The sequence below is a fragment of the Allobosea sp. CS1GBMeth4 genome, from assembly GCF_900185715.1.
Lineage (GTDB): Bacteria > Pseudomonadota > Alphaproteobacteria > Rhizobiales > Beijerinckiaceae > Allobosea.
This window is the reverse complement of the sequence record NZ_FYAS01000003.1, coordinates 38,098-54,806: the sequence shown is the minus strand read 5'-3', so window position 1 is coordinate 54,806 and position 16,709 is coordinate 38,098. Positions and strand designations below refer to the sequence as shown.

The window sequence follows — 16,709 nt, the reverse complement described above, 5'->3', positions numbered from 1 at the left end:
GTGCGATGCGGCGTCGCGCCTTCCGTCGCGCTCGCCCGGCGACGGCGAAGGCATGCCGGCGCGCTCATGTTCATGCGGCCGGGTTCAGCCTTCGGCCGCTCCGCAAAGGAGGCCCGCTACAGCCCCCCGCGCGTCAGGCCGCGCCACAGTCCCCAGGGCGGCGGGTCGCTGGTCGGCGAGAGCTGGCGGATCGCCGCCAGCCGGCCGGCGATCAGGGCGATCGCGACGGAAGGCAGCGCCATCAGCATGTGATGCGAGGTCGCGGCGGCGATGAAGGTCATCGGCTGGCCCATCACCGGCAACAGGCCAAGCGCGTTGCCCCAGGAGATGCTCCAGTGCAGTGCGAACACCGTGGCGATGCCGACGAGCACGATCGCCATGCCCTTGTTGGCGCCCTCCTGCGCCGAGCCCATGGCCCGCTCGCGCATCAGGCTCACCGCCAGGCTGAGCAGGCCGAAGACGGTGATGACCTGCGCCGCCAGCAGGGCGAGCCCCGCCGGCAGGCCGAAACGCACCATCAGGAAGGTGGCGATGAAGTCGTTCTGCACCACCGGCAGGCGGACGAGGTCGCTGACGGTGAAACGGCTGACGGTCTCGTCCTGCTCCTCGCCCTTGCGCTCGGCGATCGGCGTCGCGCGGGCACCCGGCAGCATGGCGCAGAGCGAGACCGGCGAGGGCGGGAGTTCGTCGAGCGCGCGGCGGAGCTCGGTCGGCGTCCTGTCGAGGCCGAGATCGAGCCGCGCCAGCGCGCACGGCATCTCCGCGAGCGCGACCTTGGACTGCAGCAGCTGGAAGCCGAGATCACGGTGGATCACATCCGGGCCGCGGTCCTGCGCCGTCGTTTCGGTGCGCTTGGTGGCGTGGTCGAGATCGTACCAGGTCAGCAGGCGCTCGGCCGGGACGCGGAACAGGCCGCCGCGCGCCTTCTCGAGCACGTCGATCGCGGCGAGCCGCTCCTTGGGCAGGCTCCACTGGCCGGAGATCGCGTAGGTGACGAGTCCGGGAAAGGCGTAGATCAGCGCCGCATTGATGCCGAGCAGGATCATCAGCACCAGCGCCAGCACGCCGCCGCGCGGCCAGCCGAGCCGGCGCATCTTGCGCTGCGGCGCGTCGGCGCGGCGCAGGAAGACGCGCATGATCTCGACGAGGCGCTTCAGCGTGCTCGGCAGGAGGAAGGCGAAGGCGAGCACGACCGTGGTGATGATGATGATCAGCGCCGGCGAATAGTCGCTCTTCAGGAACGGCACTGCGGTCAGGAACAGGATGAAGACCAGCACGGTCGCGAGGCTGACCGTCAGCCAGGAGATGTAGTGGCGCTGATTGTAGAAGAAGTCGATCCGCGAGAAGCCGAGGAAGATGTGCGCCAGCACGAGGACGAGCGCGATCTTGCCGAGCTCGACCGGCTGGAAGCCGGCGACGCCGGTCTCGGTGCCGAGCACGCCCCAGGCGACGAAGGCGGCGAGGATCAGGATCGCCGGCACCGCGCGCAGCAATTGGTCCTTGAAGCCGACGCCCATGAAGAAGGAGCGCGGCAGCGCCGCGATTGCCCGCTGCGGCTGGAAGGCGATCACCACTGCGACCACCGGGATCAGGTCGAAGAACAGGAGCTTGTTCTTCTCGGCATGGATGGTGAAGTCGGTCTTCTCCGCGTCGATGCCGAGCGCGAGCAGGGTCAGGCTGCCGAGGCAGCAGAGCATCACGAGGCCGAGCCAGGTCAGGCGCAGCGGGGTGGTGAAGCGCGGCCCGACCATGATCGCGACGCAGGCGATTGCATAGGCGAGGATGGTGGCGTGCAGCGCCGATTCGTAGGAGGTCGAGGCGCCGCCGAGCCGCGACAGTTCCGGGGCCAGCACCAGCATCGTCGTCGCGCCGATGAAGGCGGTCGCGCCCAGCGCGCCGACGAGCCGGACCAGGATGGCGCTCCGGCGGAACAGGGTGGCGTGGTGCGTGGCCGAGAGCACGCCGAACGCGGCGACACCGAGCGTCAGCAGCAGCCGCACCACGCGCTCGACGCCGTTGAGCGACGACAGCGGGTTGCCGAGCTCGGCCGCCGACATCGGCTGGCGCGGCGGCGTCACCACCGGCCGGACGCTGTCGGTCGTCGCCGCCGCCCGCAGGATCTCCGCATCGTCGGGCCCGAACCGGTGGGTCTTGCTCAGGGGCGTCAGCCGCAGCGGCAGGCGGCCATTCGATTCCTGGCCGATGTCGACGGCATAGCGGGTGCGGCCGATGATCATGTGGCTGAGCCGCGCCGGCCCGTCCGGGTCGAGCTCCCAGGCGATGTCGCTGAAATCGGTGATTCGCTGGTTGCCGCGCGCGAACACCACCGGCGGGCGGGGCGCGTCGACGGCGTCGCCCGGCGCCAGGAAATAGCCGCCGCCGCGCGCGACGATGGTCAGCGCCTTGAAGGGCAGGGCGCTCGCCGCGACATGCGCCTCCTCGCGAACGGAGCAGGTCAGCCGCCCGCCGAGCGAGACGATGCGGTCCTCGCCGCGCTCGTCGGTCGCGATCAGGCCGGTGACGATCTCGCGGATGCGGTCGGCGCCGCTGCGCGGCTGGCAGATGGGCAGGGCGTTGCCGTCGAGCCTGAGCGTCGAGAGCGGGCCGGTGCTCTCGACGGCGAGCTTGCGGGCGCCGGGACGTCCCGCCTCGGTCAGCGTCAGCGCGAGCCGCCCCGGCCGCGCCTCGTCGACCACGATCGCCAGCGCGCCGGCGGCGATGCGGTCGCCGGCCTGGAAGCGCCAGCGCGCCGAGAAGCTGCCGGCGCCGTTGAGGTAGTCGAGCCAGAGCCGGCGCGTACTGGCGACGTTGCGGATGGTGACGCGCCCGTCCGGCTGGCGGGCGAAGGCGACATGGCGCGCCTCGGCGGCGTCGAAGCGCTGCGGCTGCAGCAGCTCGCGCCGCCCGATGGTCACCGTCTCGCCGCGGGCCAGGGCGAGGTCGAGCCGCTCGAGGCTGACCACCGGCCGGGCGGTTTCGATCAGATGCGTGGCGTTGTGCCACCAGAAGCCGAGCACGGCGAGGCAGAGCGCGAGCAGCACGAGACCGGTGACGGCCCCGCCCGCCCCGCCGATGCGGATGCGCGGCAGGCGGAAGGGCCGCAAGGTCAGCCAGCGGCCCATCAACTGGCGCAGCGCGGTGGTCTCGCTCACTTCTTGTCTCCGAGCGCGGCGACCTTGCCGAGCAGGCCGGCCATCAGGCGGCCGCAGGCGCGTCCGCCGGTTTCCCGCGTATGCGAGACCAGGCAGGTGAAGGCGACCCGCTTGCGCCCCGCGACATTGTCCATCCAGCCGGCGAACCAGGCCGAGTTCATGCCCTCGACGGTATCGGCCGTGCCGGTCTTGCCGACGATGCGCCGGCGGATGTCCGGGGGCAGCGAGGCCATCACGCCGGCGGCGGTGCCGCCGGGCGAGTTGACGACGCCGTAGAGGCCGCGCTGGGCGTCGTCGAGGAAGGGCTCGGCCTGGCGCGGATCCATGCCGGGGATGATCGGCTGGCCCTCGTTCGGCTGCGGCGTCTCGGCGACGTCCGAGACCGGCTTCAGGATGCGCGGGCGGATGACCTTGCGCGCGCCGAGCGAGCCGTAGATCGAGGCCATCGCGATCGGCGTCGCGCGTACGCCCTGGCCGTAGGAGTTGGTGGCGAGGTCGATGCGGCGGGCATTGCGCCTGTCCTCGACCGCGAGGTCGAGCGCCTCGCCCGTCAGCCGCTGCGCGCCCGGCACGATGCCGCGGGTCAGGTCGACGCCGGGCTGGGCGAGGCTGCCCGGCTGGGTGATCGGATAGAGGTGCTCGGTCATCTCGGCGAGGATCGTGCCGGTGCGGCCGGGCTGCGTCGTCGGCCGGCCGCCGACCTTGCGCCCATCCATGGTCAGCGCCATGCCCGCGAACCACAGGTTCGAGGACTTGATCAGCGCTTCACAGAAGCCGATCTGCGCGCCGCGGCCGGCATCGGGGCAGCCGCTCTGCGCCGCCGGCAGGATACCGTAATTGAAGCCCGCCCCGCCGTAATTGGTGATCGGCACGCCATCGACATTGAGCCCGCCGCCTCCGCCGATGCCGAAGATCTGGGCCTGCTGCGCCGGCGGCGTGCGGCCCAGGATCATGTCGGCGAAGCGCGGCTGCTCACGCACCGCCAGGATGCTGGCGAGGCCGGTGACCAGCTTGAAGGTCGAGCCCGGCATGGTGTGGACGTCGCCGGCGCGCCAGCCATGGCCGGCGAGCGGCGAATCGCTGTCGCGCCCGGTCGACAACGCCTGGATGTCCCAGCTGTGCATGCCCGGCACGAAATCGGGCCAGCTCGCCATGGCGAGAAGCGAGCCCGGCTGGTCGCCCGCATCCATCAGCAGCACGACGGCGCGGCCGTCGCCCTGGTCCGGCGGCTCCTGCTCGGGCGCGAGGTTGACCGGCAGCGGACCGGGCCGGCGCGGGCGCTTCCCGCGGCCGAGCCGCTCGCCCATATGCTCGTAGACCGCCTCCTGCACCATCTTCTGCAGGCGCGGCTCGATGGTGAGCGTCAGGTTCTCGCGGGTGCGGGCCCGGCCGAGCGCCGCCGAGAGCGAGCCGACATCGCCGGCGCCGTAGCCGATCAGCGCGGTCAGGCCGAGCTCGTCGACGATCGGCAGCGGCACCCCGTTATTGTCGAGCGCCGGCGTGCCGTCGGCGAAGAACAGCGCGCGGGCGGCGCCGGTGCGCCGCTGCGTGACCGCGCCGCGCCAGCCGAGCTCGCAGACGAGCTTGGTCCTGGCCCGCTCGCAATCGGCCTCGATATGCGAGGAGCGCCAGAGCTTGACCTTGCCGTCCTCGCTCTGGATGCCGGGGCCGCCGAGGATCTCGCGGGCGCGCGGCGGCACGGCCCGGACCGGTTGGCCCTCGAAGCCGATCTCGACCTCGCGCCGGCGCGCGCCGCTGATCGAGAAGCGCCAGCCATGCGGCAGGCCCTGCTGCGCTTCCTCGGCGCAGGAGGCGAACTCGTCGCTGTCGGAGCAGATGCGCTCGGCCGCGATGGCGAGCCCGGCGATTCGCACGGTCTGCGCGTCACGCTTAGGGTCGAGGTTGACCCGCTCGTTGCCGACGACGATGCGGGCCGGTTCGAGGATCATGTCGACGGTGACGCGGCGATTGCCCGCAGGCAGGCGCGTCGAGAGCACGAGCCTGTCGTCGGGCGCGCGCAGGGGGCCGAACAGGGCCCAGTCGGAGAGCTGGTTGGCCCGCCGCTTGGCGAAATCGGCGAAGTCGCGCGGCGGCGGCACCGCGTTCGGCATCAGGTTGAGCGGCGCGGCGAGATCGGTGGTCTGCGCGACGCGCGCCGTCCAGCTCGAAGGGCGGCAGCCGGCCGGAACCACCGGCAGCGTCAGCGGCGTGCCGTCGGCGCAGCGCCGATCCGGGGCGCGGTCGTCGCGCGCGGCGGCGATCAGGAAGGAATTGTTCCAGGCCAGCATCTCGGAGCGGATCTGCGCGCCGGCCGGCAGGTTGCAGAGCCGGTCGAGCAGCGTCCGCGGGAACTCCTTCGTGCCTTGCGGCGTCGGCACGGTGAGCGACGCATCGTAGAGCGCCTCGCAGGGCTGCGAGCGGATGACCGGGCCGGCCGGGTCGAGCCAGATCAGCCCGGTCGAGACCGCCTGGGTGAAGAGATCTTCGTTCGAGCGGCTGGTCTCGGTGAAGTCGGGCTGCTTGATCCAGGCGCGGCTGGCGGCGAGCTCGCCGATCAGCCCGCCCGAGAGCCAGAGGAAGCCGACGATGGTGGCGGTACCGACCGCGACGGCGGTCAGGCTGCGCTTGAGGCCGCGGAAGAGCGGATGGCTCACGGCGTCGCCTCCCGAAGCTCCACCACCAGCGGGCCGAGCACGAAGGGCCCGTTCGGCGGGATGATGCACGTCCCGGCCGCCTGCGGCTTGCGCCCGCCGAGGAGCCAGATGTCGCCGGCCGACTGCACGGCGACGCCGCCTGAGGCGGCGGCGATGAAGCCCGCCGGATTGTGATCGTAGAGATCGTCGAGCCGCTCGACCACGCCGGAACCGAACTGGACGCGCACCGCCTCGCCGAGCCAGTCGAACGTGCCGTAGCCGCGCGAGGACTGGTCCGGGCCGAAGGCGATCGGCGTCTGCTCGCGCGGCAGGCCGATATAGCCGAACTCGCCATCCTCCAGCATCAGCAGCGAGCGGCGCCGGCCGTCGAAGCTCAGGCTCTCGGCGCGGAACTCGCCGCCGGCGCGGCTGTAGCGCAATTCGCGCCGGTCGTAGCGGCGGGCATCGCGGCCCTGCACGACGATGCTGTCGCGCTGCGCCAGCATGGCGGAGGACATCAGCCGCCCGCCATGGCTGCGCTCGACCCAATAGCGCGCCATCCGCCTTCCGCCGAAATTCTCGGGAATGGCGAGGCCGACCACGGCGAGATGCGGACCCTTCGGCGGCTGCGCCTGCAGCCGGCAGGGCCGCCGGTCGAGCGTGACGTCGACCAGGCCGAGCGAGACCCGGCCGAGCTGCGGGCGCACGCCCAATATCTCGAAGCGGGCATCGATGTTGAGCCCGGCCGGCAGCGCCAGCGTCTCGACCTGGATCGCCTGGGCCCGGGCCTCGGGCGTCTGCGGCAGGGGGGTGAGCAGCGGCAGCCCGCCGGCGTCGCGGGCGGAGGCATCGACCGGATAGCGCCCGAGGAAGAAGATCGTGCCGCCCGGCAGGTCGGGATGCACCGCCGGCGTCAGCATCTCGCTGCGCGAGAAGGCGTAGCGAGCCTGGCCGGAATACAGCCCCCCCGGCGTGTTGACGCCGATGATGGGCTGGCCGATCGCCGTCTCCGCATCCTGCCTGACGACGACCTCGCCATGCGGCAGCCGGTTGTCCGCCGGCGGGGCGTGGACGCCATGGCCGAGATAGACGGCGACGGGCGCTGTCGCGTGCAGGCTCTGCTCGACATGGACGGTGACGCCGATATCGGGATCGATCACGTCGCGGAAGCGCTGCTCGATCCGGTCGGCGAGGAAGCGGCCGAGCTCCTGCGCGCCGGGCAGCGCCTCGGCGGTCAGAACCACGAGCGAGGTGAACGGCACGTCGATCGGCTGCGGCCCGCTGCCGCCGTCGATCAGCGCGATGCCGCGATGGCGGTCGATCAGGTCCTCCAGCGAGGCCTTGCCGTCCTTGGTCGGCTGCCCGCCCGCGGTGAGGCTGAACACCGGCTTGCGCCAGAGGCTCTCGATGCCGGGCATGGCCTCGCCCGGCTCGCCCGCGACGGCGCGCAGGCAGGTCAGCCGCCGCGGATCGTGCATCACCAAGTCCATCAGATCGGGCAGGGCCATGGGTCAGCTCGCTCGGGCAGTGAAAGCGGGACGGGAATACGGTCGCGACGAGGCGGGCCGAGCCCGCCCTTGGGAACGCCAGAGCCGTTTTCGCGTGCGGGCCATGACGATCCTGCAATCCCTTAGTAGATGCGCGAGACGCGGTCGTGCTCGATCCGCCAGCAGGCTTCCCAGCCCTCGTTGGCGGCGACGATGGTGACCTTGCGGCTCGTCGGCGACAGCACTTCGCTGAGGATCTCGCAGACGCCGAAGCCGTCGAGCCCTTCGCGGTGCGCCTCCACGATCGAATCGCCCTCGAGCAGCACCATCGGATCCTGGCCGCCGAGCAGCGGCCGCAGCCGCGCCAGCGTCTTGCCCTGCGGATCGAGGCCCGGGATCGTGCGCACGAACTGGAAGCGCCGGCCGAGATTGGCGCGTCCGCCCAGGCTCGGCGCCGCCTCGTCATGCTCGGCATGGAGGCGCGCGCCCGAGCCGATGTCGTAGCCGAGATAGTGGATGCGCTCGGCGGCGAATTCGGTACGCAGGCCGGTTGCGCCGAGATCGCGCATCTGCACCGCCATCGCGGCGATGCCGAGCGGGTTCCTGTGCTGCACGGCACTGCCGGCCATGTCGCCCTCGATGCCGAGGATGGCGGCGCCCGCGATCACCGCCTTCTTCATCGCCGCCGGCGAGAATGGCTGCTCGAACGGGAAGGCGGCGCGGCTGGCGTCGGCTTCCGCCGCGATCGCCTCGAAGACCGGCGGCCAGAGCGCGGCGCGCCCCGTCGGCACCATGATCACGGCCGGCCGCCGCGTCGGGTTCGGACCGGCGGCGCGGGCGAGGCGCGGCAGCATGCCGCCGAGCACGGCGCCGATCTCGGCGAGACGCTGCGAGGCCTCGCCGGCGCCTGTCTCCAGCGCGGCGCGGGACAGTCTCAGGACGAGGCGGCGCGTTCCGGACGAATCGGGCCCGTCGATCGCGAGCGCGAGGCCCGGGCGCGGCGTCGTCTCCGCCAGCTTCGGCTCGCCCTGGGCGACATAGAGGCCGGCCGGCTCGCCGTCGGATCTCACCTCGGCGAGGGTCAGCTCGAAGGCTTCGTCGGCCGCATCCGCGTTCCAGCCATAGCGTGTCCGGGAGGTCCGGGCCCTTTCGCCCAGGCGGGTGGCGAGGCGCGCCTTGGCCTGCTGCACGGCCCTGCGCAGCCAGCTGCGCCCGGCGATCGCGCTCGAATCCTCGCGCTGGATGGCACGGCCGAGCGAGGCTTCGGCGAAGGCGGGCTGCCAATGCGCCTCCTGCCCTGCCATCGCCCGGTCGATCAGGAGGGCGGTGATCTCGGTGAGGGCCTCGTCGATCAGGTCACCCCCGACGGGCAGGCCGAAGGTGGCGAGCGTCGTGTTGCTCAGCCGGTCGCCGTCGCGGCGCAGCAGGGCGAGCGCGACGTCGCTGGTGCCTCCGCCGATGTCGAGGGTGACGAGCAGCGCCTCGCTTTGGTCCGGCACGGCGGCCCGCACTTCCGGCAGGCTGGCGACATAGCGCGCCGCCGCGACCGCCTCGGGCACGGTGACGGCGGCGTCGGGAAAGCTGGTCGCGCCGGGGAAGAGCCGTTCCAGGCGTTGCGCGAACAATTCGAGTGCCGCGCGATAGCGCGAGGCGATCTCGTCGCCGATGCCGCTCGGACAGGAGACCAGGATGCGCGGCACCACCGGTGGCGGCGCGTGGTCCTCGATCCGCAGGCGATCCTCGCCGAGGCGCAGCACGTAGAGGTCGACGAGCTCGTCGAGCACGTCGGCGACCAGCGGCGCGATCTCGACCGTATTGGTGGCGACGACCCGGTCGGCGGCGGCGTCGTAGCGGTGCACCGGATCGTTCAGGGTCAGCGAGACCGCGCCTGACATCAATGCATGCTTGAGCGAATCGATCCGCCGGCCGCCTTCCGGCAGGCCGGGCTGCGGCGGCGGCGCCGGTGCGGAGACGTCGTAGCGCCGCGCGAATGTCTTGAGCCTGCGCGCCACGGTCGCCCGGTCGGAGCCGATCAGCGACAGATCGGGCAGGCTGTGCGGCGCATGGTCCGCGCGCAGATTGTTGCCGGAATCGAGTCCGACATGGCTCGGGATCAGCGGTGCGGCGCCGGCATCCTGCAGGGCCGCCTCGCCATGGCGCGGATCGACATGGGCGGCGAGCCAGGTGCCGAGCGCCAGCGGCTTGATCTCCGTCGCCCGCCCGGCGGCGCGCGGCGCGCCCGACCAGATCGAGGTCGCGGAGGCGCCGAGGTCGATGCAGATCGGCAGGCGGTGGACGCGGCGGCTGTAGCGCAGCGGCAGGCTGGCTTGCGCGAAGGCCCGCCCGCCCTCGTCGCCGGCCCTGATCGCCAGCGACACGGTGATCGGCCCGCGCAGCACGTTGGCGCCGCCGGTGCGCACGGCACGCGACAGGGTCGCCGTCAGGTTCTGCATCGGCACGACGGCGCGGCCGCGCCGGCCGAAATCGCCCTCGCGCACGATCTCGAGCGGGAACGGCGTCGGCGGCTCGGCGATCTCGCTCTCGCCCATCCGGCTGCTGACCTCGACCGTCAGCGGAGCGGTTCGCGTCAGCGGCCAGCGGCGCAGGTCGATCACCAGCCCGTCGCAGCGCACGATCGAGGTCTCGTCGTCCGGGTCGACCTCGGCGTTGAGTCCGCTCGCGATCTCGAACTGCGCGGCTCCGCCGAGCGGGCAGGCGAAATGCTGCCCGGCGATGGACAGCGTGACCTCGCCGCGATTCTGGCTGCGGATCGGCACCGAGCGGGCTTCGAGCGCGCTTGACCAGGGCTTGGCCGGTCCGTCCGGATCGTGTCCGGCGCCGTCCTGCCCGATCCACCCGCCGAGCCTGGCGGTGAGCCTCGCCTGCAGCGCCGCCCTCGGATTGGCCTGGATCGTCTCGTCGACGAAATCGAGCACGGCGTCGCGGCCGAGCGTCACGTCGAGCCGCACCTCCTGGCCGGCCAGCGCCGGTGCGTCGGCGAGCCAGATCAGATGCCGGCTGGTCGCGCTGCCGGCGTCCGGGAAGCGCCTCAGCGAGACCGAATGGTCCATCGGCGCGGCGACGCTGAGCGACAGATGCTGCGCGCCGATGCCGAAGCAGCTGGCCTCGACCATCAGCCCGCGGCGGCCCTCGAGCACGATGTCGCGCGGGATGTCGATCGCGATCTGGCCGATCGCGAGCAGCTTGCCGGCCTGCAGCGAATCGAGATCGATCTCGACCGGGTCGATCCGCCATTCCGGCTGCGAGGCCCCGGCGAGTGCCGCGACCTTGAGGATGCGCCGCGGCGAGGCGCGGGTGCCGCTCGCGGTCTCGACGATGGTGGAGAAGGCGATCTCGAGGCTGGCGTCGCCGTCGACATCGGCCTGCGCCCGGTGGTTCGCCACCGCGCGCATCACCGCCTCGCGCCGCAGGCCCAGCACCAGCCGTTCGCCGGCCCGGATCGCGGCCTTGTCGAGCAGGGCGTCGCCCTGCAGCCAGCCGATATCGGCGCCGCTCGCCAGGCTGGGGGCATGCGAGACCAGCGAGACCGTCACCGCCTTGACCATGTCCTCGGGCGCCTCGAAGGCGAGGAGGTCGATCAGCTCGCCGCTGCGGTCGAGCGCGACCGTCGCGGCGAAGCTCCCGAGCCGGGTCTCGAGATTGTAGCAGGGCAGGTTGGTCATGCGTCCTGCCTCGAAGCGATGGCCGTGGCGGCGCCGGCCAGGGCGGCGCCCCAGTGATGATCGAGCCCGGTCAGCGCGGCGGCGGCGGCGAGGTAGCGCGGCAGCGTGTCGCCGGCGCCGGCCCTGAGCCGGCGGTAGGCGGCGCCGAAGCCGGTATCGTGCGGATCGGCGAGCGCCTTCCCGGCAAAGGGCACCGTGGCGAAGGCGGCATCCGCTTCCCGCAGCGCGAGCTGCGCCAGCAGGAGCCGGCCATAGCCGTCGAGCGTGGCGCGCAGCGCCTTGCCGCGCTCCGTCGCCTCGGCGGCGGGTCCGAGCAGCGCATCGATCTCGGCGGCGAGACCGGCGAGCGCCGGGGCGAGGCTCTCGATGCGCGACAGCGAGGCGGCGAACCGGCCGCTCGTCGCACTGAGCCGCTCGGCTCCCTTGACGGGATCGCCGCCGCGATGGGCCCGCGCAGCGAGACCCGGCAGCCCGGCCGCCGCCTCCCAGCTGCGGATGAGCTCGGCCGCGGCCAGGGCCTGCTCGGCCTCCCGCCGCAAGGCCGCGAAATGACCGTGCAGCAGGACGATCTCACCCGGGGTGAGCTCGCCGAGCCGGCGCGTCAATTCCTCCGTGACGATCGCCGGCTGGCCTGCCTCCCGCGCCGCGTCCGCGAGCTCGCTGCGCATGCGGGCGATCAGGTCCAGGCCGGGCGCCGGCTGGCGCTGCGGCTGTCGCCGCAGCGCCAGCAGCATCGTATCGAGCGGCGAGAGCCGGCGCTGGCCGCGGAGCGTCGCGGCCTCGGCCATCGCCTGCTCGGCTTCCGCGGCGAGGCCGGCTTCGATCCAGCTCTGATGGGCGCTGGCGGCGACGTCGTTGAGCAGGCGCATCGCCCGCCGGTCGTGGCCTGCCAGCGCCATCGCCTCGCGGGCCAGTGCCTGCGGCAGGCCCGGATCCTCGTACCAGGCGAGCAATCGCTCCAGCCCGTCCTCACCCTGCGCCGGTTCCGGCAGAGGCAGGACGAGACGGACGGCGCAGGCCCGCCGCGCCAGTTGCGGTTGCGCGACCGCGCGCAGCAGCATGGCGATCTGCTCGTCGAGTCCGCGCTCGCCGAGCTCGTCGATCCGGGCGGGATCGAGGCCTGCCGTCTCCGCCAGCGCCTCGAGCAGGCTCATCGGCGACGGAGCCGTCCTGGCGTGCGCGTCGAGCCGGGCGAGAGGCCCCGCCGGCGCAGCGGGGGTGCGCCGGGCGATGTCGTCCAGGACCGTCGCGAGGCGCGCCGGCCGCAGCGCGCTCGTCGCCTGCCAGAGCCCCCTGGCCAGACGCTCGGCGGCGAGGGCGAGATCGTCGTGCAGCGGCGCGGCGGCGCCCGGGGCCGCGACGACGAGGGCGTTCCCGCCATGGCCGAGCGTCAATCCGGTCGCGGCCGAGGCCGCATAGCGCTCGCGATGCGAGACCACGGCGAAGGCCCCGTCCTGCCAGCGCAGCGCCATCGGCGCCCCGCTCGCGCCCGCTCCCTCGCCGGCCCAGAGCAACTGCCGACGCGGTTCGGCGAAGACGATGATCTCGTCCTCCTCGACCCAGTCGGGCAATGCGAGGATGCCGCCATCGGCCTCGGCATGCGGCTGGAGCAGCCGGAAGCCGCGGCGCAGTGCGGCCACGCGCCCGAGCCCCGTCGCATCGACGTCGCGCTCGTCGGCGGGAGCCGTCGCAAGCCTGTCGAGCTCGGCCTCGATCGCCAGCCGCAGCTCCTGATCGATCCGCGCCAGCGCCTGTCGGGCCTCTCGCATTGCCGCCGGCAGATGTGCGACCAGCAGACCTGACATCGCCGCCGCGCCGCCACCGCCGCCGAAGGACAGCGTCAGCCCGCCCGTGTCGCAGCGCCGCGCGCTCAGCGTGGTCGTGGTCGCCCGCTCGTCATCCGGATGGAGGAACGGGCCGGCGAGGAGCCGGAAGCCTTCCGCATCGGAGCCGCTCGCGCGGTTGAGGCCGGACGCGACGAGCGCCGCCGCTTCCGGTCCGGGCGCCGCGGCGGCCGGATCGCTCTGCAGGTGGAACGCACCGGCCGCGTCGAGATGCACCCGCACCAGCGTCAGGCCTGTGGCGCCGCGATCGGCCTCTGCGAGCGACAGCCTCTCGTCCAGCTGCACGGGAGTCGTGGCCAGGCGGCCGTCGGCGGCGAGCGTCACGATCCGAAGCGAGCGGCTCCCCGCCGGCAGCCTGCCATGGAGGGCGGCGCTTCCGGCATCGGCGGCTGCGATCAGGCAGGCGCGACCTGCGGCGTCTTCGGCGGCCAGGAACCGGGCCGGTGCGCTCTGTCGCCAGATCGCGGCGACATGGCGCGATCCGTCCCAGATGATGGCGACAGGCGCCAGGGAAGCGGTCACGGAAACAGGCTCCGGGAAAGACGAACGAGGCGGGGCGACGTAAGCGGACCTTGCGCGATGGTCCGGCGTCTTGCAAGAGATGCGCTGGGCTCGACTTCGATCGTCGCAGCCTGGACTTGCGGCTGGACCGCCGCGACTTTCGAAACCTGCCCGCCCGGCCTTGCGGACGGGAGGGCGCGGACATCGAGGCGGAGCGGGATGCGATGACAGCGGAAACGGTTTGCTTTGCCGCTTTGCCCGGCGCCCTGCCCGCTGCGCTCGCCGAGGCGTCGGCGGGCGAGGATGTCGCGCTCCGTCGCGTGACGCTGTCCGATTCCCCCGAGCAGCCGCCCCGCGAGATCGAGGCGGGCTTCCTGGCGCCGCGCCTGCTGCCGCGCCTGTTCCGCGAGCCGGCGGTGTCGCCGGCGCAGGCGGCTCTCATCGGCATGAAGCGGCTGATCGTGCTGCTTCCGACCGGCCGCTACGACGACGGCGTCTGGGCGCCGATCATCGAGCGGATCCTGCGCGGGGTCGAAGCCGCCGGCGGTCCTCGCGACATCACCCTGGCGTGGAGCGGGGTCGAGCCCTTCCTCGCGCCGTTCGGCCGTCGCGCACGGCAGGTGTGGAGCGATCCTCGCCTCGCCCCGGCCCTGCTGGGCGTGCTCGAACGGACCGCCCGCTCGCTCCCGGCCGTGCTCGATACGGCCCCCGAGATCCGCCGCGGTCTGATCCGTTTCGATATGGCGGACGGGAAGCCGGCGCAGGTGGCGCTGGCATTGGCCTGAGCGCATCAGCGGACCGGCTATTTCCAGACCAGGGCGTTGGCGAGGTCGCGCCGGCCGCATTCGAGCGACATGGCATTGACGGCGGCGCGGTAGCCCTGCAGCGAATAGATCACATGGGCGGGGCGTCCGTCGGGCGTGGTGCCGCTGATCTCGAGCGTCGTGCCTTTGTTGTAGCCGGCGACGGCGTCCATATCGAGGATGGGCTGGCCGTTCGAGCCCTGCTTCATCGGCCGGATGAAATTGCCGGCCTCGGTCGGACTGGCGTTGAGCCGGCGCGCCGTGCCGCCCTCGTTGATCATCGCCTCGAAGCGGGCGCCGGGCTTGTAGTAGCGCTTGTCCTCGATCAGGTGCTGGAGTTCGCCATTGCCGGCGCTGCTCGCCTGCAGCAGGATGAACGGAGCCTGCTCGCGCCAATAGCGCGGCCCGGCCTCCTGCGCGGCGGTATAGGCAAAGCAGGTGCGCTGGCCGGTGCGCGGATCCTCCGCGACGCTGGCGTACCAGTCCTGGAAGCGCCGGAGCAGCCGGCCCGGGGCCTCGGGCAGCAGCATCTCGTTGGTGGCGACCGCGCGGGCCCGCAGCTGGAAGTCCTGGGCGGCCGGGCCCGTACCCGCCACCCGGATCGTGTAGTCGCCGGCCGCCAGCTTGTAGCGCCGCAGGTTGGGCCGGCTCGGATTGGGGATGTGGATCGTCTTCAGCGGCGCGTTGTTCGGGCCGAGCACGTCGACAGGCAAGGCCAGCTGCGGCCCGCGGATGCTCGCGGTCGGGATGTCGACCTCGACATAGGATTCCTGCCCGACGGAGAACGGGTATTGCTGCAGCGAGCGCCCGCCGTCGAGCCGCGCATTGATCCGCAGGGGCGATGCGTCGAGCCGCGGCGTCGGGCTCGTGCGCCGGCTCGCCGGTCCGAGCGCGGCCCATTGCTGCATCGTCGGCAGTTCGTCCAGGGTCACGAGCCCGTCCTCGGAGACCGGCGTCGTGTTGCGGCGGTTGACGCTGACCGAGATCCGGTAGCCCAGCGGGCGCGGGTCGATCGTGACCATGCCGTCCCAGCGCTTGTCCTCGTCCCCGGCCGGATCATGCGCGATGACGAGCGAGACATGGCGCTCGGCCCGGATCTTGGTTTCCTTCTCCTCGGCGTTCTGCCGGCTCAGGGCGCGCCGCATCTTGTCGGAGAAGAATTCCTGCCAGCCGGCGCTGACGGGCAGCCCGCTCAGCATCCTGACCGTGAGCGTGAGCGGATTCGAGGTGTCGACCGAGGCCTGCCAGACGCCGGCGGCGACCTTGTTGAACAGCTCGTCGGTCGAGGTGTACTCCTCGCCGATGAAATCCTGCGAGACGGTGAAGGGGTCGAGGCTCGGCGAGCAGTTCTCGTAGCCGTTCCAGCCATGTGCCGACAGGTTGAAGCGCGCCGCCGCGCCGACCTTCTGGCCCGAGGCCCGGATTTCGATCTGGATCTTGCTGAGCTGTTCCTTGTTGTCGCCCGCCATCGGGTTGTCGAGCACGCCGGTGTCGACGATGCCCTTGATCGGGTCGATGTCGAGCCAGGGCGCCATCGTCACGCCGGGAATGTTCGAGAATGCAGCCCGGATCTGCTGCATGATGTTGTTGCCCTGGTCGGTCGTGAAGGCCGTGCGCGTCACCGGCCGCGAGGCGATGCCGATGACGACCGGCAGCTTGAGCGGGCGGCATTGCTGCTGAATGCGCTGCCAGAGAAGCTGGGCCGCCGAACCGAACGGATTATGGGGTTCGAAACCCGGCATCATCTGCGTCTGAGCCGTGGCCCCGACCGGCGATGTCGCCGTGAGGCAGGCAATCGTGAGGCAGAGGATCCGTTTCGGCAGTGCTCGCGCAGTCATCTCGGTGTGTTGCTCATGGAGTCCTCCCTCGCGGGCGAGGGAGGACCGGTTCTCGTTTCGCCGCGGCTCAGATGCCGGAAGCTTCGTTGGTCGCCAGATTGACCTCGACCTGGTCGGTGCCGGCCGCCTGGCCGTTGCGGGTCACGGTGCGCTCCACGACGCGGACACGCTGGCCCTGGTTGTTGTTGTAGGTCCGCACGGTGCGGGCGCGGACGGTCACGTCCTGGCCACTCGAATTGCGGAAGCGCTGGACGTTGCTGCCGCCCGAGCGGGCGGCGATGTAGGCCGCCTCGCGAGCGCGCTCCTTCTCGATCGCATCGGCGATCACCAGGCCGGCGACGCCGCCGACCAGGGCGCCGATCGCCGCGCCGCGCCAGCCGCCGGCCGCGCCGCCGATCAGGGCGCCGGCGCCGGCACCGAGCGCGCCGCCCGCGGCGACGCGTTCCTGCGAAGCGGTGCAGCCGCCGAGCGCGAGAGCGCCCGCGACGAGAATGGTTCCGGCCTTCATGGTCTTGGCATGCATCACGTCACCCCAGTGAAAAGTTGTTTCCAAAATCTATGGCGCCTGCAATCCCAGGCAGCCCTTGCGGTCGGCAGAGCCAGTTCCGCAAAGTCGGCAGAGCCAAACGGCACCACACCCCGGCATCTGTTCCATATTGGCCTTTTCTGGGCAAGGGCCGCCCACTTTGTCACGATTCCGACAATTTTTAAATTGTTCCCCGCGCCCGACCTCCCGAAAACGCAGCGGCGGCAAGGCCGGCCGGAGGG

Annotated in this window: 8 protein-coding genes; 1 reads left to right on the top strand and 7 read right to left on the bottom strand. The window is 72.1% G+C overall.

All coding sequences use genetic code 11. The annotated features are described in order from the left end of the window. Nucleotides 1-116 precede the first annotated feature (116 nt). The 5 genes from CS1GBM4_RS01605 to CS1GBM4_RS01585 all read right to left on the bottom strand — a co-directional run bounded on the left by CS1GBM4_RS01605 (nt 117) and on the right by CS1GBM4_RS01585 (nt 13,321). Nucleotides 117-3,152, bottom strand: coding sequence for a hypothetical protein (locus CS1GBM4_RS01605; RefSeq protein ID WP_186416931.1), 3,036 nt, complete (start codon nt 3,150-3,152; stop codon nt 117-119). Then, nucleotides 3,149-5,806 carry a penicillin-binding transpeptidase domain-containing protein gene (locus CS1GBM4_RS01600; RefSeq protein ID WP_186416930.1) on the bottom strand — a complete coding sequence of 886 codons (2,658 nt, stop codon included), beginning with the start codon at nt 5,804-5,806 and terminating at the stop codon, nt 3,149-3,151. The genes CS1GBM4_RS01605 and CS1GBM4_RS01600 overlap by 4 nt, the downstream gene beginning before the upstream one ends. Further along, on the bottom strand, nt 5,803-7,293 hold the full coding sequence (locus tag CS1GBM4_RS01595; RefSeq protein WP_186416929.1) for a hypothetical protein: 1,491 nt from the start codon (nt 7,291-7,293) through the stop codon (nt 5,803-5,805). The genes CS1GBM4_RS01600 and CS1GBM4_RS01595 overlap by 4 nt, the downstream gene beginning before the upstream one ends. Nucleotides 7,294-7,415: 122 nt before the next feature. After that, nucleotides 7,416-10,955: a hypothetical protein gene (locus CS1GBM4_RS01590; RefSeq protein WP_186416928.1), complete on the bottom strand. Its 3,540-nt coding sequence runs from the start codon at nt 10,953-10,955 to the stop codon at nt 7,416-7,418. After that, a complete protein-coding gene (locus CS1GBM4_RS01585; RefSeq protein WP_186416927.1) occupies nt 10,952-13,321 on the bottom strand; it encodes a hypothetical protein in 2,370 nt (789 codons plus the stop codon). The genes CS1GBM4_RS01590 and CS1GBM4_RS01585 overlap by 4 nt, the downstream gene beginning before the upstream one ends. 116 nt (nt 13,322-13,437) lie before the next feature. Between CS1GBM4_RS01585 and CS1GBM4_RS01580 the strand changes: the two genes are divergently transcribed. Continuing rightward, complete coding sequence (locus CS1GBM4_RS01580; protein WP_186416926.1) at nt 13,438-14,085, top strand: hypothetical protein; 648 nt, start codon at nt 13,438-13,440, stop codon at nt 14,083-14,085. A 17-nt stretch (nt 14,086-14,102) separates the two neighbouring features. Here CS1GBM4_RS01580 and CS1GBM4_RS01575 read toward each other — a convergent pair whose 3' ends face one another. Continuing rightward, the gene (locus CS1GBM4_RS01575; protein ID WP_186416925.1) at nt 14,103-15,845 is read right to left on the bottom strand and encodes a hypothetical protein; all 1,743 of its coding nucleotides are present in this window, start codon (nt 15,843-15,845) and stop codon (nt 14,103-14,105) included. 163 nt (nt 15,846-16,008) lie between these two features. Further along, nucleotides 16,009-16,464, bottom strand: coding sequence for a glycine zipper domain-containing protein (locus CS1GBM4_RS01570; protein ID WP_210201512.1), 456 nt, complete (start codon nt 16,462-16,464; stop codon nt 16,009-16,011). Nucleotides 16,465-16,709 lie beyond the last annotated feature (245 nt).

Excerpts from the sequence above, each read along its gene's own strand:
- CS1GBM4_RS01595 (WP_186416929.1), bottom strand. The coding sequence starts at position 7,293 with ATGGCCCTGCCCGATCTGATGGACTTGGTGATGCACGATCCGCGGCGG.
- CS1GBM4_RS01590 (WP_186416928.1), bottom strand. The coding sequence starts at position 10,955 with ATGACCAACCTGCCCTGCTACAATCTCGAGACCCGGCTCGGGAGCTTC.
- CS1GBM4_RS01575 (WP_186416925.1), bottom strand. The coding sequence starts at position 15,845 with ATGCCGGGTTTCGAACCCCATAATCCGTTCGGTTCGGCGGCCCAGCTT.
- CS1GBM4_RS01570 (WP_210201512.1), bottom strand. The coding sequence starts at position 16,464 with ATGCATGCCAAGACCATGAAGGCCGGAACCATTCTCGTCGCGGGCGCT.